This is a genomic window from Psychrobacter sp. UBA3483 (genome assembly GCF_002377905.1).
In the GTDB taxonomy this organism is placed as follows: domain Bacteria; phylum Pseudomonadota; class Gammaproteobacteria; order Pseudomonadales; family Moraxellaceae; genus Psychrobacter.
The window spans coordinates 62786-79757 of sequence record NZ_DFQS01000043.1; the positions used below are offsets into that span (position 1 = coordinate 62786).

Here is a 16972-nt window from a genome sequence, read left to right on the forward strand (position 1 = left end):
GCTGTAAGCTCTCGTAAAATTTGATAGAGCTGATACCACCCATACATTACCTTATGATTAAAATAATAAAACCAGTAAATAAAAATAAGCGAGGATGAACCATGCCAGTAGCAAACGATGTATCCACAAAAACGACCATACCAGTAGCTTTGTATAGTAGTCAGCAGATTTATGCTATGGAGCAGGCATGGTTTGGCGCAGGTCATGATAGTTTTGGATTAATGCAGCAGGCTGCATGGCAGATGGCACATTATATTGTGGTGCTTTATGAGCAAAAAATGCTTAATTCTTATTCCTCAGTGCTTACTAACACTCATAATCGCATTAAGTGTTCGCCTCGAGCGAATATTTGGGTCGGGAAGGGTAATAACGGCGGTGATGGTTGGCTGATTGCTTATTATTTGCAGCAAATGAGCTGGCAAGTACAAATCATCACGGTTGGTTTTGATAAACAAGATTTTGCGATAGTTGAGACAACGCAGCCATCTAACAAAGAAGCTTCTTTATCTGATGCCAGCCAAGCCCTACAAGTAGCGCTATCTGCTAACTGTGATTATCTACGCTTTGAAGATATGAGCAGCTCTAATGACAAGGAAAACGCAGGTAAGCCGCTACAAGCAGACGTGTATATCGATGCGTTATTTGGTATAGGTTTAGATCGCGCGCCTGATGGTATTTATAAGCAAGCAATTTGTACCCTTAACGATGCCGCGCAGCATGATGGCGCTTTAGTGGTTGCGGTTGATTTGGCCAGTGGCTTAGTTGCCTCTACCGGGCAAGTATTCGACCAAGTAGCGGTAAACGCTGATGCGACATTATGTTTGATTGCGCGCAAATTTGGTTTGCATACCAACGATGGTATGGATTATAGCGGTGAGGTAATTGATATCCCGCTCATACCTTATCAAATGGCTAGTAAAGAGTTTAAGCCGGAGGCCAAACTCCTGACAACCGCGCATGCACTGAATCCACGCCGACAAAACAGCTATAAAGGCAGTTACGGGCATGTATTGGTGATTGGCGGTAATCGCGTTGATGGCTCGCAGGGCATGGGCGGTGCCGCTATCCTCTCGGCTTCAAGTACAATGGCGACAGGTGCGGGTAAAATCACCGTCGCTTGTCATGAAGCATTTCACGGCGCCCTATTAACTTCATTGCCTGATGCGATGACCACCAATTTACACGATACAGATGGCGTAAAAAACCTCATCCAAGAAGCCAGTGTTATTGCTATCGGCATGGGACTTGGCCGTGATGACAAAGCAAAAGCGTTGTTTATAAATTATATCCAAACGGCGATAGAAAATAGCAAACCAATAGTGATTGATGCGGATGGTTTATATCATTTAGCAACATTGCAGGCAGAGCAGCATAAACTGGTTACACAGCTAAAAGCGTATAGTAGCGAACATCGAGTTTGCCTAACACCGCATAGTGGTGAAGCGGCAAGATTGTTGAATAAAGAGGTCAATGAAGTAGAAGAGGATAGGCTAGCCATGATAAAACGGTGCGCCAAAATCTATGGCGGCGATTGGGTGCTAAAAGGTGCAGGGTCGTTAGTGCTAGAGCAAAAGGCTGAGGAAAGACAGATTTACGTTTGTGGCGTCGGTAATGCCGGGATGGCAAGCGCTGGCATGGGCGATGTGTTATCAGGCGTCATTGCAGGTCTGCTAGCGCAAAAGGATTTAACCGAAGAAGCGCGTAGTTTGCACCAAGCGGTTCTGCTTCATGGAATGGCAGGTGACTGCTTAGCGGGGCAGGCAGAAAATTTAGAAAGTCTTAGCCCTACTTATAATTGTTGCTCATTATTGATCGGCCAACGAGGCTTGCAAGCACAGGATATGCCCGTTGCTATCCGCCATATTATGCACCTGATAACTAACTGAATCATCAGTTATCAGTATCAATGACTAACGTTGAATAGAGCAGTGATGGTATTATTCAAAGGTATATGAAGACCGAGTTTAGGTACCATTACAATATTGATTGATGGCTTGCTGTACACGCTCGCGTTTTAGCTCAATTTCACGGCCATCTAAATATTGACGTTTACCATTGGCATCCATCTCATAGATACGTCCACCAACATTTAGATTGGTCAGATTATTACGCAATGATTGGCAACGCTGAGCATTGGCTTGTGCTTCTTGTTCTTTAATGCGCGCCTCTAGCTGAGCCACGCGCTGTTCTTCAGCGCTTTGCGGAGCCGCCTGATTGGCTTCAGTTTTCCCTGCCAATTGTCCGGCGTTACTTTGTCTGCCATCACTACGAAACTCTATCACTTCAATATTTCTACCATTTTGCGGGGCGTGTTGGCTGTACTTCACCTCGCCATGCGCGCCGATAGATTTATAAACCTGAATGGCATGACTGGCATTGATTGGCAGCATGAGCATACACGCCGTGCTGATACTTAGAAGCAGTTTGGTAGCGGTGTTCACACGAGACGCAGATGCCATGGTAACAATTGCCATAGTGACAATCCTCTTAATAGGTAAGAAACGGACGTATTTATCAGCTAAGGATAATATTTAACCGTCTTGATAACAATATAAATACACTAGCGTTTGATTTTAGCAAATAATACTTATAAATGTACATTATTTAATAACTAATAGTTAGGGATAGGGTTTAGAAGTTTTTCTTGACAAAGGTGCCCAAACCATCGAATATAATAGCAGTTGATTGGTCAGTGAGCGGCTTTTATAAAATTGCCGTGGCACTTGAAAATAAGGACTACGGGTTGCTTATCAGTAGCTTGCTCAGTTTTATTTTCTTTGTGACAATGATATGGAATAAAATGCCATTATCCTAATGCGTATTCAAAGCTATATTTATTGTCTGCGGACTTATCTGTCTACAATGACTAAGATAAACTTATTATTACTGTGGTTCGTAAGATTTGGCTGTAATAAACAATAGGGCGCAATGGATAGTTTTAACAACAACTCATTAAATAAGTTATAAGATTTAGCGATCCTATAGCGTGTCAATATTATTGAGAGTCGTTTTATATCCTGCCTCCCTTTATTTATCACTGTCGTAACTTGGTATTCTCAAAATAATAAGCCTCTTTTATAGGTGCATTCGCATCTTGTCACTGTCTGTCGATAAAATCCTGCCACAAAGCTGACCCTACATATATTGCTGTGTTTGAGGGCCATGCTGTTCTATATAACAGTGTTACTTGAATATAGTAGGCACACATTCTTGATATGGATAAGAATCCCAAGTCTTCTTTATAAGACCAATAACCTTGTAAAAACGGTGTTTTCTTTTATAAATGAGCGACCATTCTTACCACAAAAAAAGGTGATGACAGTGACGCAAACCACGCAAAGTCCGAATATGACTGGACATACCCAAACGGGTAATGCCGCCAAAAATTTTGAAGAAAAGCAACAACGCCTTGCAGAGGGTAGCGAGCAGCCCGTGATGCTATCTGGCGCTGAGATGTTGGTGCAAGCATTGACCGATGAAGGGGTCAAATATATTTTTGGCTATCCAGGCGGCGCCGTTCTACATATCTATGATGCCTTGTTTCAACAAGAAAATATTGAGCACATTTTAGTGCGTCATGAACAAGCAGCCGGCCACATGGCAGATGCTTATTCACGCGTGACCGGTCAGACAGGTGTGGTGCTCGCGACCTCAGGTCCAGGTGCGACCAATACCGTGACGGCAATCGCCACCGCCTTTATGGATTCGGTGCCGATGGTGGTTATTTCAGGTCAGGTACCTAGTAGCCTAATCGGTGAAGATGCCTTCCAAGAAACCGATATGGTCGGTGTATCACGTCCTATCGTCAAGCATAGCTTCCAAGTGCGCCACGCTAGCGAAATCCCTATGATTGTCAAAAAAGCCTTTCATATCGCTCAGTCTGGACGCCCGGGTCCGGTAGTTATTGACGTACCAAAAGATATGACAGCGCCAAGTGAAAAATTTGCTTACGCTTATCCAAAAGACGTGTTTATACGCTCGTATCAGCCCTCACTAAAAGGTCATAGCGGTCAAATTAAAAAGGCCGTTGAAACTTTATTGTCGGCGCAGCGTCCTGTTATTTATGCAGGCGGCGGGGTCATTTGGAGTAAAGCGAGCAAAGAGCTGAGGGAGCTTGCGCATCGCTTAAACTTACCAGTTACCAATACCTTAATGGGTTTGGGTACTTTCCCAGGTTCTGATAGTCAGTTCCTAGGCATGCTTGGGATGCATGGCACCTATGAAGCCAATATGAGTATGCATCACGCTGATGTCATCTTGGCAATCGGTGCACGTTTTGATGACCGGGTGACCAACAATGTCAAAAAATTCTGTCCGAATGCGACGATTATTCATATCGATATCGATCCGGCATCCATTTCAAAAACTATTAATGCCCATATTCCAATCGTCGGCGATGTTAAAGCAGTCTTGACCGATATGTTAGAAATCATTGGTGATGATAAAGAGCTTGAGCAGCATGCCTTGTTAGATTGGTGGTCACAGATTAATGAATGGCGTAAGCGTCATGGGCTACGTTATGACACCAATACTGATAATGGCATTAAGCCCCAAGCGGTGGTGCAGGCTTTAGATAAAGTGACCAATAGTAACGCCATTATCACCAGTGACGTCGGTCAGCATCAGATGTTTGCGGCCCTTTACTATACTTATAATGAGCCTGGTCAATGGTTGAACTCCGGCGGTTTGGGCACCATGGGTGTGGGCTTGCCTTATGCTATGGCGGCAAAACTTGCCAATCCTGAGCGTGACGTGGTGTGCATTACCGGTGAAGGCTCTATTCAGATGAATATTCAAGAGCTATCAACCTGCTTACAATATAATTTGCCAGTCAAGATTTTGAACCTAAACAATGCGCAGCTGGGCATGGTAAAGCAGTGGCAAGACATGCTGTATGAAGGTCGACATGCGCAGTCTTATATGAACTCACTACCAGACTTTGTCAAATTGGCCGAAAGCTATGGTCATGTGGGTATTAAGATTACCGATCCTGCGACCATGGAGGCACAATTGGCTGAAGCCATGGCCATGACCGATAAATTGGTATTTATCGACGTTTATGTCGATCGTAATGAGCATGTTTATCCGATGCAAGTCGCTGGGCAAGCGATGCGTGATATGTGGTTAACAAAAGGGGAGCGTACCTAATGCAACAACAACATCTGATTTCGGTATTGATGGAAAACGAAGCGGGTTCGTTGTCGCGGTTAGTCGGCTTGTTCTCCCAACGCGGCTATAACATCGAGACGCTAAACGTCGCCCCTACTGATGATCCAAGTATCTCGCGTCTGACGGTTACCACCATTACTTCGCCTGAAAGAATCGAGCAAATCACCAAGCAATTGCATAAATTGATTGAAGTGGTTAAAGTGCTCAATCTAACAGACAACGTGCACGTTGAGCGCGAGCTGATGCTTATTAAAGTACGAGCGTCGGGCGGCGTACGTGAAGAGATTAAACGCAGTGCTGATATTTTCCGCGCTCAAATCGTTGATGTCAATTCTAACCTATACACCATTCAAATCGTTGGTGATAAAGCCAAGCTTGACGGTTTTATCGATGTGATTGGTCGCGAGCGTATTATGGAAGTGGTGCGTTCGGGTGTGATTGGCATTGCACGCGGCGAAAAAACCCTAAGCTTATAATTTTATAATCGTTATTAAAAACCTTAATTTATTATCAACAGCGCGCTCATTTTAGCCAACACTTTAGAGTTTCGGTTAGAGCAGGAGCGCTTATTATCCATGGCCAGCCATGTTTTAGGAAAAGGACTCTATTTATGAACGTTTATTATGACAAAGACTGTGATCTATCAATCATCCAAGGCAAAAAAGTTGCTATTATTGGTTACGGTTCACAAGGCCATGCACACGCGTTGAATTTACAAGACTCAGACGTCGATGTAACCGTTGGTCTACGCGCCAACTCTAGCTCATGGAAAAAAGCGGAAAACGCGGGTTTAAAAGTTGCAGAAGTAGAAGAAGCGGTAAAAGCGGCTGACGTCGTGATGATTTTGACCCCTGATGAGTTCCAAAAACAGCTTTATAGCGATGTGATTGAGCCAAACATCAAAGAAGGTGCAACGCTTGCTTTCGCTCATGGTTTTGCCATTCATTACAACCAAGTTGAGCCACGTAGCGACCTTGACGTTATTATGGTTGCGCCTAAAGCACCAGGCCATACTGTACGCTCAGAATTTACCAAAGGCGGCGGTATCCCAGATTTAATCGCTATCTATCAAGATGCATCAGGTCAAGCTAAACAGTTAGCCTTGTCTTATGCTGCAGGTGTTGGTGGTGGTCGTTCAGGTATTATTGAAACGACCTTTAAAGATGAAACTGAAACTGACTTATTTGGTGAGCAAGCGGTACTTTGTGGCGGCGCGGTTGAGCTAGTAAAAATGGGCTTTGAAACCCTAACAGAAGCAGGCTACGCTCCTGAAATGGCTTACTTTGAGTGCTTACATGAGCTAAAGCTTATCGTTGACCTCATGTATGAAGGCGGTATCGCTGATATGAACTACTCAATCAGTAACAACGCTGAATACGGCGAATATGTGACTGGTCCTGAAGTTATCAATGAGCAATCACGTGAAGCCATGCGCAATGCGCTAAAACGCATCCAATCTGGCGAATACGCAAAAATGTTCATCAGTGAAGGCGCAACCAACTATCCTTCAATGACTGCCCGTCGTCGTAACAACGCTGAGCACCAAATCGAAGTGACTGGTGCGAAATTGCGTGGCATGATGCCTTGGATCGGTGGCAACAAAATCATCGATAAAGACAAAAACTAATTGGCTAGTGAGCGATTAGATAATTAATCGCTCATTTAGAAATCAAAACCCGTGTTATCACTTGATAGCATGGGTTTTTTAATGGCTAGCAATTCAATAATCTAGAGAAAGTTGCCACCGTAATCGCTTGCTACTGGTTGAAAACTCATTATTATTGCCTCATATAAGCAGACTTGCTTATTTTATTTAAAAAATACTAAAACCAAACGCTAAAGAATGATCTGAGCGCTTGATTTTTTATTCTTATTCTTTCTTGATTACAGGTTGTCTGTTGTGCAAATACCAAGTCCTAACTGGCTAACGCCGCAATTTATCTACATTACTCTGAGTGCTGTGGTAGCAGTATTGATTTGGATAGAAGGCGAGATGCTCAAGCGCAACCAAGGTAAGCTGCCGCAATCCAAGTTCTTTCGCATCAGCTCTTTGCTGGATACCGCTTGGTTCTTTGTGTCTACTCTGGCGTTGTACGTCATTGATTTGGCGCCGTTGGCCATTGCCGTGCCAGTCGCTTATAGCATCTATACTATCTACGGCTGGATATATGGCACGCGTCTGCTCAAACGCAAAGGCATACCAGATTCGCCAAAGGATTTGGTGGTGCCAGCTAAATATATTGCCTATAGTCAGTCGTTTTCTTTGATATTTTTTGCCTTATGTCTGCTGGTTTTATTATCGCCTTGGTTACCGCTACCTGCATAACCATGTTTTAGCGCTATGATTATGTTTTTGGGTAGGCTGTTATTAACAGCAGGGTTAATCGGTCATATTAAGTTACGTTATCTAAAACCTCATTAAAATCAAAGATTTAAATAATAAATCTTTATTTAATGATAAAGCTGACAGAAGGCCGCGATTTTTTACAAAAAAAAATAATTTAACCTGTTGCAGTTTAGAAAAGCTGCTATAATCAGCTTGTACTCATAGGGTTTTAGGCAAGAGCTTGAGGATTATCTTCTAGATAAATCAAGGGTTTAAGCCGATGCGCTTAGCAAAAAATACTTGAGTATATATCAATTAATCGGTGATGACACACGTCTCGCCAACAGTTAAAGAGTTAGGAAAATTTATGTCAGAGAAAGTTGAAGGCACTGTAAAGTGGTTTAATGAAGCTAAAGGTTTTGGTTTTATCGCTCAAGACAATGGCGGACAAGACGTATTCGCTCACTACAGCGCTATCCAAGGTAACGGTTTCAAAACTCTAGCCGAAGGCCAAAAAGTGTCTTTCATCTTAGGTGATGGCAAAAAAGGCCCACAAGCTGAGCAAATCGAAGCTATCTAATCTTAGTGATTATTGAGTAAACTGATTTATCAGCCAGCTTGATACCATAAAGATGATCGATAGGTATTGATTCCTTTGTTTGTTAAAACAATAAAAATACTGTTTAGACTTTAAAAAAAAGCAACCATTCATCAGGTTGCTTTTTTTATGATATTTTTCTAAGAAAATAGCTTAAGTGGGTACAATTAGACCCACAACTATTATGCATTATTAGATAATAATGCTGTTATTTTGATGCGCTATTATTTTAAGAAGATTTTCATGCATTAAACCAATAAAAAAAGGCAAGGGTATGCAGTGGGAAAAATGGTTTGCGATTGAATGGCAGCAAGTGCTCGGTATTTCACTATCGGCGCTTGGATTATACTTGGGACTCATTGTGTTTACGCGGTTGATGGGGCTACGCAGTTTTTCCAAGCTTTCGAGCTATGATTTTGCCATGACCGTCGCTATCGGTAGCATACTGGCGTCAACCATCTTATCTGACAGCCCGTCTTTGTCGCAAGGCTTAGTCGCGGTTGCGGTGTTGTTTCTTATTCAAGGGTCTATATCTCTTATTAGGCGTAAATTTAAGCCTCTAAAATCGATCATTGATAATTAAGCAATCATATTAGGGCGTGTTGAACATTGGCGACAAATTAATGGCAAAAAAAATAGCGAACGTTTAATCTTTAAGTTCTCACACAAAAAAGATATCGTTCGCTATGCCTCGCACTATGCTCAAAGATGAACACTGGACAAGACTGAAACCTATATTACTAGAACTTAATATCTATGACAAAGGAAATCTTAGACAAACGGTTGAAGGCGTGCTTTATCGCATGCGTGTTGGCTGTCCTTGGCGCGACTTACCCGAGTATTTTGGCAAGCCTAATACCATCTATAAAGCTTACCAGCGCTGGTTTAAGAGTAACAAGCTGATTACGCTGTTTGCTTTATTAATCAAAGACGCAGATCTTGAGTGGGTCTTCATTGATGGTACTCATATCAAGGCGCATCAGCACAGCAGTGGTGGCAATGAGAACCTACAATTTATTAGTAAAAGTGTGGCAGGACGCGCGACCAAGGTTCACTTGGCAGTAGATGCACATGGCAATCCGATTACCTTTATCTTGTCAGATGGCACGACCCATGATGTTAAAGTCGCACCTGACTTAGTAGACAAAGTTAATTTGAGCAATACAGAGGTTTTATGTGCGGATAAAGGCTATGATTCTGATGCACTACGAGCGCATATTGAACAAGCCGGGACACGGGATAACATCCCTCGAAAACGAAACACTAAGTCTTCTAACGACCATATGGACTGGGACTTGTATAAAGCTCGACACTTAGTAGAAAATACTTTCGCCAAACTAAAACAGTATAGGGCGGTTGCCACCAGATTTGATAAGCTCAAGCAGAGTTATGAAAATACAGTCGCTCTTGCTTGTGCTTATATCTGGCTCAAATTATGAATGTTCAACACACCCTAATGGCGCATGGAGAGTATTTTTGCGATAATTTAAAAGAGGCCAACCTGACCAAAAGTGACGTGCAAGAAGTATTGCGTAAGAATGGATTGAAATCAAAGAGCGAAGTATTCGCCGTTATTATGGAAACGACCGGCGATATGAGTGTCATTAAGCAGGATAATACCGCGCCCGACTGGTCGCTGTTTGACGACATTCGCGACAGCCATTTGTTGACTAATTCTAACAAATCTGATAACCCACTTAGACAATAACAAGTCAGAAGAGCAAGTCATAAAAAATAATCACTCATTAGAAGCTTGTTAATGTCGTAAATATCGAGAGCGTGAGCGTTTTTACGTCAAATAACTTTCTATTTAGGCACTTATAGACCGTTTTTGCAACAATGGTGACAAATTTATGACGCATTATTCACGGCGTTGTCTTGACCTTAGTCCTGTGCTCACGCAAGATAGACGGGTCTGATAATAACGGTTGGCTTAGCTTTAGCAGGATTTAAGCGTTTACTGGTATACTTTTATTATTGGTAAATACTTAGACGAGTAAATACCAATAATAAATCACGACTAGCGAATAATAAATATGATGCCGCGATATCTTGGGTGGGCGGCTTATACATATTTATTTTTAAATCTATGTTAATGTGGTAAAAACCTTTAGTAGTATTTTGAACGACAATTTGTACTACAGTTTGAAGAAAATGAACCTTTGGTTCTTAATTGGTAATTTTTAATTCATAACATTAATAAACGAGGAACGTATGAAAGCATTAGTAGCGGTCAAGCGTGTCATTGATTACAACGTAAAAGTTCGTGTAAAAGCTGATAATTCGGGCGTAGATTTATCTAACACCAAAATGTCAATCAACCCTTTTGATGAGATCGCCGTTGAAGAAGCTGTTCGTCTAAAAGAAGCGGGCGTGATTGATGAAGTCATCGTCGCCTCAATTGGTCCAAAAGAATCACAAGAACAGATTCGTGCAGCTTTAGCCTTGGGTGCTGACCGTGGGATTTTGGTCGTATCTGATGAAAAACCTTATCCATTACAAGTTGCTAAAATACTTAAGAGTATCGCTGAATCTGAGTCTACGGATATTATCTTATTGGGCAAACAAGCCATTGATGACGACAATAACCAAACTGGTCAGATGCTAGCAGCATTGATGGGTATCGGTCAGGGTACTTTTGCGTCAGAAGTAAAAGTTGAAGGGAGCAAAGTAAACGTCACGCGTGAAATCGACGGTGGTTTGCAAACCCTAGCACTTGATCTACCAGCGGTCATCACCACTGACTTACGCTTAAATGAGCCACGTTATGCGAAATTGCCTAACATCATGAAAGCGAAGAAAAAGCCACTTGATGAAAAGACGCCTGCTGATTTCGGTGTCGACATGACTTCTAAGCAAGAAATTATCAAAGTCGTGCCACCTTCTGAGCGTAAAGCGGGTATCAAGGTAGGTTCAGTTGACGAGTTGGTCGATAAGCTAAAAAATGAAGCAAAAGTTATCTAAGACGTAAGTCTTTCAATATTTTGCTACGGCATATCTTGTGCAAAATATGCTATCTAAAAGGTTTCATATTTAAGCTGATTTGATAAATTATTTTGTACACAAACAACCGCATGAATAGATGATACGAATAAATAAAGGATAAAAACAATGGCAATTTTGGTATATGCAGAACATGACAATGCCAGTCTAAAAAAGGCAACTTTGAACACCATCGCTGCTGCTAAGCAAATAGGCGATGACGTCCATGTATTGGTCGCTGGTAGCGGTGCGCAAGCAGCCGCTGATGCAGCCGCTAAAGCTGAAGGCGTCACTAAAGTACTACTAGCCGATAACGCCGCTTATGAGCATCAATTGGCAGGCAACATTGCTCTATTGGTTGCTGACATCGCTGGTGATTATAGCCATATCGTCGCTGCTGCTACTACTACTGGTAAAAACTTTATGCCACGTGTCGCCGCTTTACTTGACGTGAGCATGTTGTCAGAAATCTCTGCGGTCGTAGACGCAAACACCTTTGAGCGTCCTATCTATGCAGGTAACGCCACGGCAACGGTTAAAACTTCAGAAGACAAAGTGGTACTGACTGTCCGTACAACGGCTTTTGATCCTGTTGCAAGCGAAGGCGGCTCAGCGTCTGTTGAGACACTCGATAACGTACAAGAGACTGGTAAAGCAAGCTTCGTCAATGAAGAGATGGCAAAATCTGACCGTCCTGAATTGACTTCTGCAAGCATCGTGGTTTCTGGTGGTCGTGCATTAGCAAATGGTGAGAACTTCACTAAATATATCGAGCCACTAGCTGATAAGCTTGGCGCGGCGGTTGGCGCATCACGTGCTGCGGTTGACGCAGGCTACGTACCAAACGATATGCAAGTTGGTCAAACAGGTAAAATCGTTGCACCAGACCTCTATATCGCAGCGGGTATTTCAGGCGCGATTCAGCATTTAGCGGGTATGAAAGACTCTAAAGTGATCGTTGCTATCAACAATGACCCAGAATCACCAATCGCTAGCGTTGCTGATTACTTCTTAGAAGCCGATTTATTTGAAGCATTGCCTGAGCTGACTAGCAAGATTTAATTGTTACCTCTTGCATAAGTAATGAAGCAAAAAAGACCCGCTATTTGAACTGACCCCCATAAGTTGGACACAACTTATGGGGGTTATTTTATGAAGTATGACATCGACTTTAAACTAAGGGTGAACCGCCCCGTGATTGTCGGAGACTTAATATTCTGAGAGAATACGACAATGAAAACACGAAACTATACTCCTGAGATTAAATAACGCGCCGTTCGCATGCTGATTGAAGCATCGAGCGACTATCCCTCCACATGGTCAGCCATCCACATCCAAGCTATTGTCCCTAAGATTGGCTGTACGCCTGAAACCTTGCGATCTTGGCATAAAAAACACATCGATCAACCTATTCCTGTCTCAGTGCAAGCGCAAATTGACAAAGAACGCATCAAAGCGCTTGAACGCGAGAATAAAGAGCTCAAGCAAGCCAATGAAATTATACGCAAGGCAGCGGCTTTTTTCGCCCAGGCGGAGCTCGACCGTCCACCCAAGTGATGGTTCATTTCATTGATGACCATAAAAACGATGATGGGGTCGAGCCAATTTTTAGAGTACTACCGATTGCCCCGTCAACCTATTATCGTGCTCAAGTCTTAAGCGACGATCCACACAAGCGTTCACTACGCAGTCAGCATGACGATTATTATATCAGTGAGATTAAACGCATCTGGCAAGGCAGCAAGTGCCGTTACGGTGTTCGTAAAGTCTGGCAACAGATAAAAGCTGATGGGTTAAAGGTTGCTCGTTGCACCATAGAGCGTTTAATGAGCCAGCATGGCCTACAAGGCGTTTGGTGCGGTAAAGGTAAAATAACAACTCACAGCCGTGATGATCAAAAGCGTGCTGATGACTTGGTTAATCGTAACTTTAGCGCTCATCGCCCTAACCAGCTCTGGGTGGCGGACTTTATCTATATTAAGACACTGGGTGGCTGGGTATATACCGCTTTTATTATTGATGGTTTGCTTGCGCTATTGTGGACTGGAAAGTATCCGATCGTATGAACACTGATATAGTGATGGCGGCATTGAATCAAGCAATAGCAGATAGAGACAATCCCAAAATGTGATTCATCACAGTGATCGAGGGGTTCGGTACTTATCCATTCGCTATACCGATAAGATGAAGGACTCTGGCGTGATTGCTTGTGTTGGTACAACAGGCTACTTTTATGACAACGCATTGGCTGAAAAGGTCAATGGCCTATATAAGTCTGAGGTGATTCATTATTTGAAAGAGAGCTGGAATGGCATTAAAGATGTTGAACTGGCAACCCTTGAGTGGGTAGATCGGTTCAATAAAACACGACTGCATAGCACCATTGGTTATGTGTCACCTTTTGATTTTGAAAAGCGGTATTATGATAATTTAATCCTGTCAGGCATTGCTGCCTCATTCAAGTAAAACACTCTCCGATATAGTCGGGACGGTTCAACACCAAATTTTTTAATTCAGTTGTTTCATGAATGTTTGATTAAATAGATGATTATGAGATACTGTTATATTAGGTGTGCGATTTCTTTATAGGCAAAATGAAAAGGAGTGAGTATGAACGCGATATTACAGCTAGAACCGAGTTGGCAAAAATGGATTGTAGAGAATATTAATCGTGGTGTACCTTTCAACAATATAATAAACACGCTTTTTGAAAGAGGTTTCTATAACGCAGCATATGAGCTTATGTCTCAGCATTCTGAAGTTATAAATATACCTTATATCGATGTCAGTAATAACTCAATAGAACTACCAGACAGAACTGTGAAGTTGACATCAACTTTCTACCCACCTTTCGTAGCAGTTATAGATAGCTTCTTGAGTAATAAAGAATGTGATCAATTAATAAAAAGTAGCGAGGGGAAGCTAAAAAATTCTAGAGTTGTTAGCCCTATTGATGGTAGTTTTGCAGACCATGATGCACGAACTAGTACGAGTTGTGGTTTTCAAAGAGGTGCGACAGATTTAATAACGAAAATTGAGAAAAGAATAGAAGCCTTGTTACATTGGCCAGTAATTCGTGGTGAAGGTCTACAGGTGCTACATTATGAGAAAGGGGCAGAGTATCGTCCGCACTTTGATTTTTTCGATCCTAATCATCCTAATCATAAGGAAATTACGGGAAAAGGCGGTCAACGTGTGGGTACTTTATTAATGTACCTATCAGATGTCGAGTCAGGGGGTGGTACATGTTTCCCTAAAATTAATCTGGAAGTGCGTCCTAAAAAAGGCACAGCACTCTACTTTAGTAATACTAAGTTTGATGGAAGTGTAGAACCTTTGAGTCTACATGCTGGTATGCCTGTTATTAAAGGAACTAAGTATTTGGCAACTAAATGGTTGAGGACTAACGCTTATGTTAGTTAGCTGCGATAAGATAACAATGAAAATTTAAAAAGTTTTTCTAAAAATAGATTTATATACTGAAGAGATATCGAACGTTATTATATATAATCCTACAGATATTATATCGTCAGTTCAAAATGAAATCGATATCTTCAGGATGACGTGCGACTGGTATAATTTTCCTTGCTTGCTGCTAACATAGAGGCTGCGAAAAATCCATCCCAGTCGCTATATATCAGTTTTAAATGAACTCTACGATAACTATCTCTAGAAGTTTTAAAATGAAAAATAACTGAGTAGGTTTCATTTATATTCAGTTATTTTTCCACTCAATCCTTTTAAAACTTTAGATTCTAAACATAACTTCTCTGACGCAACGTCTCATACAAGCACAATGAGCCTGCAATGGCGACATTCAGACTTTCTTGTCCGTTAGGTTGCGGCAGGGCGATAGGGGTAGCGCATTGCATTAGCTCGTCGCACACACCTTGGCCTTCATGCCCCATAATCCAAGCGATTGGCTTTCTTAAATCATGTTGATAAATGACCGTATCGGTATGTGAGCTGGTGGCAAATAGCGGCGTTTGTACAAAATCCAAAATATCTTGCACACTTAACCCTTCATAAATGCTGAGGGCAAACTGCGCGCCCATACCTGCTCTAAGCGTCTTGGGTGACCATGCTTGCGCTGTTGCACTGGTACAAAGTATATTTTTAATGCCAACCGCCGCCGCCGTGCGCAGTAGCGTACCGACATTGCCGCTGTCTTGGACGTCATTAAGAATCAAGCAGTCATCATTGATGGGTTTAAGGCTAGGCGCTGGAATGTTAATCAGCGCCATGATATCAATGCCAGTCCCTAAGCTACGAATACCTTCGTACAGGCTATCTGCTAAAGTCAAAATAGGCGTATAAGTCGACAGGCGCGTCAAAAGCTGCTGAACTTCAGGATGCTGGTGCGCCGATTCAGACAGTAATATCTGCACAAATGGGTAATCGCTACGCAGAGCGGCATCGATAAGGTGCACGCCTTCAATGACGGTTTGCCCTTGTTTCTTACGCTGGCGCGCTTGCGTCAATAGCCCTTTGATAAGTTTAACAGTCGTATTTTTATCTGAGGTAATCAGCTCGGTGGGATTTGCTACCATAATGGATCGCTTAAAATATAAAGAGTTTGAATCATCAGCGTAAAGTCGATTTTTCATATCGCTGTACGCTGATGATTATCAAATTGGGTACAAATGATTTATTTATCAGCATGTTTTAAATGTAAATTTTTAACGTAAGCGACTTCGTTTTTACTACCAAGTACCACAGGAACACGTTGATGAATATCCGTTGGTTCTATATCCAAGATACGCTGCACCGCGTCAGTAGCAGCACCGCCTGCGCGCTCAATCAATAAGCTCATCGGATTGGCTTCATACATCAAGCGTAACTTGCCGGCTTTATTGGCATCTTTAGTGTCAAATGGATAGGTGAATAAACCGCCACGACATAAAATTCGATGCACATCGCCGACCATCGCCGCCACCCAACGCGTGTTAAAGTCACGGCCGCGTACGCCAGTCTTGCCAGCGATGAGCTCGTCGATATAATGCTGCATAGGCGCTTGCCAGTAGCGATAGTTTGAAGCGTTGATAGCGTATTCACTAGTATCCGCATCAATCTGAACATCCTCTTCTATCAGTACATAGTCATTGCTATCAGGGTCTAGGCTAAACATCACGACATTATCAGCGATGGTTAATGCCAGTACCGTAGAGGTGCCATATAGCAAATAACCGGCGGCTAGCTGTTGATTACCCGCTTGTAAAAAATCGCTATTTGCACTGATTTGACCTTGGCGTTGGTACGGTAGGATAGAGAAGATGGTACCGACGGCCATATTAATATCGATATTTGATGAGCCATCAAGCGGATCGAACAATACCAATAAACTACCATCAGCGTTGGCAGGGGTAGCATCGTCGAGCTCTTCTGAGGCAACACCTGCACAATGCGCGTTGTTTGCCAACGCCTCTAATAATAAATCGTTAGCTAAGACGTCGAGTTTTTTCTGCTCTTCACCTTGGACATTTTGATTACCTGCTTCGCCTAAGATATCTGCTAACGCCCCTTTTCTTAATAACTGCGAGATGGTTTTACCAACATCAGTCACAGTGGTAATTACGTCATTAAGTGCCGGGTTACTGGCGTGAGCGTTTAGATAATTTGCTAAGGTTGTCATAAGGTTTCCTGATAAAGGCGGTTAAAATAGATAGTATTAAAATAAATACTTTTAAAAATAAGACCAATGAGAATAAAAATTAAATAGAGGTTTGAGAGACGGTTAGGTCACCTTTAATTTGCCTAAATTTGGCAAATTTTTAAATACCCAGCAAGGCGTCTTTGTCCTGACCACAAAATCAGCTACACTAGCGCTATGATTATTTATTTATGGTGTTAATAAGTGGCTTTTGATAAGGTTTGCTATATGTCTAGAGCCATTGCTC

General features: G+C 42.3%; 15 protein-coding genes, 1 pseudogene and 1 other annotated feature. Of the genes and pseudogenes, 13 read left to right on the forward strand and 3 right to left on the reverse strand.

Annotated features, from left to right (window positions below):
• Window positions 1–101 precede the first annotated feature (101 nt).
• Complete coding sequence (locus B2866_RS07535; protein ID WP_296192290.1) at window positions 102–1886, forward strand: NAD(P)H-hydrate dehydratase; 1785 nt, start codon at window positions 102–104, stop codon at window positions 1884–1886.
• A 78-nt stretch (window positions 1887–1964) separates the two neighbouring features.
• Here B2866_RS07535 and B2866_RS07540 read toward each other — a convergent pair whose 3' ends face one another.
• A complete protein-coding gene (locus B2866_RS07540) occupies window positions 1965–2474 on the reverse strand; it encodes a DUF4124 domain-containing protein (protein ID WP_296192293.1) in 510 nt (169 codons plus the stop codon).
• Between the two features lie 961 nt (window positions 2475–3435).
• On the opposite strand from B2866_RS07540, the gene B2866_RS07545 reads away from it, so the two are divergent.
• The 12 genes and pseudogenes from B2866_RS07545 to B2866_RS07600 all read left to right on the forward strand — a co-directional run bounded on the left by B2866_RS07545 (window position 3436) and on the right by B2866_RS07600 (window position 14498).
• Window positions 3436–5148 carry an acetolactate synthase 3 large subunit gene (locus tag B2866_RS07545; protein ID WP_296192380.1) on the forward strand — a complete coding sequence of 571 codons (1713 nt, stop codon included), beginning with the start codon at window positions 3436–3438 and terminating at the stop codon, window positions 5146–5148.
• Window positions 5148–5645 (forward strand): acetolactate synthase small subunit, encoded by a 498-nt coding sequence (ilvN, locus tag B2866_RS07550; RefSeq protein ID WP_068408422.1) that lies wholly within the window; start codon window positions 5148–5150, stop codon window positions 5643–5645. The genes B2866_RS07545 and ilvN overlap by 1 nt, the downstream gene beginning before the upstream one ends.
• A 134-nt stretch (window positions 5646–5779) precedes the next feature.
• Window positions 5780–6796, forward strand: coding sequence for a ketol-acid reductoisomerase (gene ilvC, locus B2866_RS07555; protein ID WP_068408420.1), 1017 nt, complete (start codon window positions 5780–5782; stop codon window positions 6794–6796).
• A 273-nt stretch (window positions 6797–7069) separates the two neighbouring features.
• Complete coding sequence (locus B2866_RS07560) at window positions 7070–7495, forward strand: hypothetical protein (protein WP_068408418.1); 426 nt, start codon at window positions 7070–7072, stop codon at window positions 7493–7495.
• Between the two features lie 367 nt (window positions 7496–7862).
• Window positions 7863–8075, forward strand: coding sequence for a cold-shock protein (locus B2866_RS07565; protein ID WP_068408416.1), 213 nt, complete (start codon window positions 7863–7865; stop codon window positions 8073–8075).
• Between the two features lie 292 nt (window positions 8076–8367).
• Window positions 8368–8676 (forward strand): DUF421 domain-containing protein, encoded by a 309-nt coding sequence (locus B2866_RS07570; protein WP_296192301.1) that lies wholly within the window; start codon window positions 8368–8370, stop codon window positions 8674–8676.
• Between the two features lie 103 nt (window positions 8677–8779).
• The gene (locus B2866_RS07575; RefSeq protein WP_296192304.1) at window positions 8780–9532 is read left to right on the forward strand and encodes an IS5 family transposase; all 753 of its coding nucleotides are present in this window, start codon (window positions 8780–8782) and stop codon (window positions 9530–9532) included.
• The gene (locus B2866_RS07580) at window positions 9529–9801 is read left to right on the forward strand and encodes a YetF domain-containing protein (RefSeq protein ID WP_296192306.1); all 273 of its coding nucleotides are present in this window, start codon (window positions 9529–9531) and stop codon (window positions 9799–9801) included. The genes B2866_RS07575 and B2866_RS07580 overlap by 4 nt, the downstream gene beginning before the upstream one ends.
• Before the next feature lie 506 nt (window positions 9802–10307).
• A complete protein-coding gene (locus B2866_RS07585; protein WP_296192309.1) occupies window positions 10308–11057 on the forward strand; it encodes an electron transfer flavoprotein subunit beta/FixA family protein in 750 nt (249 codons plus the stop codon).
• Between the two features lie 147 nt (window positions 11058–11204).
• Window positions 11205–12137: an electron transfer flavoprotein subunit alpha/FixB family protein gene (locus tag B2866_RS07590; protein WP_296192312.1), complete on the forward strand. Its 933-nt coding sequence runs from the start codon at window positions 11205–11207 to the stop codon at window positions 12135–12137.
• A 219-nt stretch (window positions 12138–12356) separates the two neighbouring features.
• Window positions 12357–13541, forward strand: a pseudogene (locus B2866_RS07595) (IS3 family transposase).
• Window positions 12590–12706 (forward strand) — a sequence feature (AL1L pseudoknot). It overlaps the preceding pseudogene by 117 nt.
• A gap of 144 nt (window positions 13542–13685) precedes the next feature.
• Window positions 13686–14498 (forward strand): 2OG-Fe(II) oxygenase, encoded by an 813-nt coding sequence (locus B2866_RS07600; RefSeq protein WP_296192314.1) that lies wholly within the window; start codon window positions 13686–13688, stop codon window positions 14496–14498.
• Between the two features lie 332 nt (window positions 14499–14830).
• On the opposite strand, the gene B2866_RS07605 is transcribed toward B2866_RS07600, so the two are convergent.
• Together B2866_RS07605 and B2866_RS07610 are read right to left on the reverse strand one after the other, a co-directional pair.
• A complete protein-coding gene (locus B2866_RS07605) occupies window positions 14831–15625 on the reverse strand; it encodes a TrmH family RNA methyltransferase (RefSeq protein ID WP_296192316.1) in 795 nt (264 codons plus the stop codon).
• 98 nt (window positions 15626–15723) lie between these two features.
• Complete coding sequence (locus B2866_RS07610) at window positions 15724–16707, reverse strand: class 1 fructose-bisphosphatase (RefSeq protein WP_296192319.1); 984 nt, start codon at window positions 16705–16707, stop codon at window positions 15724–15726.
• Window positions 16708–16972 lie beyond the last annotated feature (265 nt).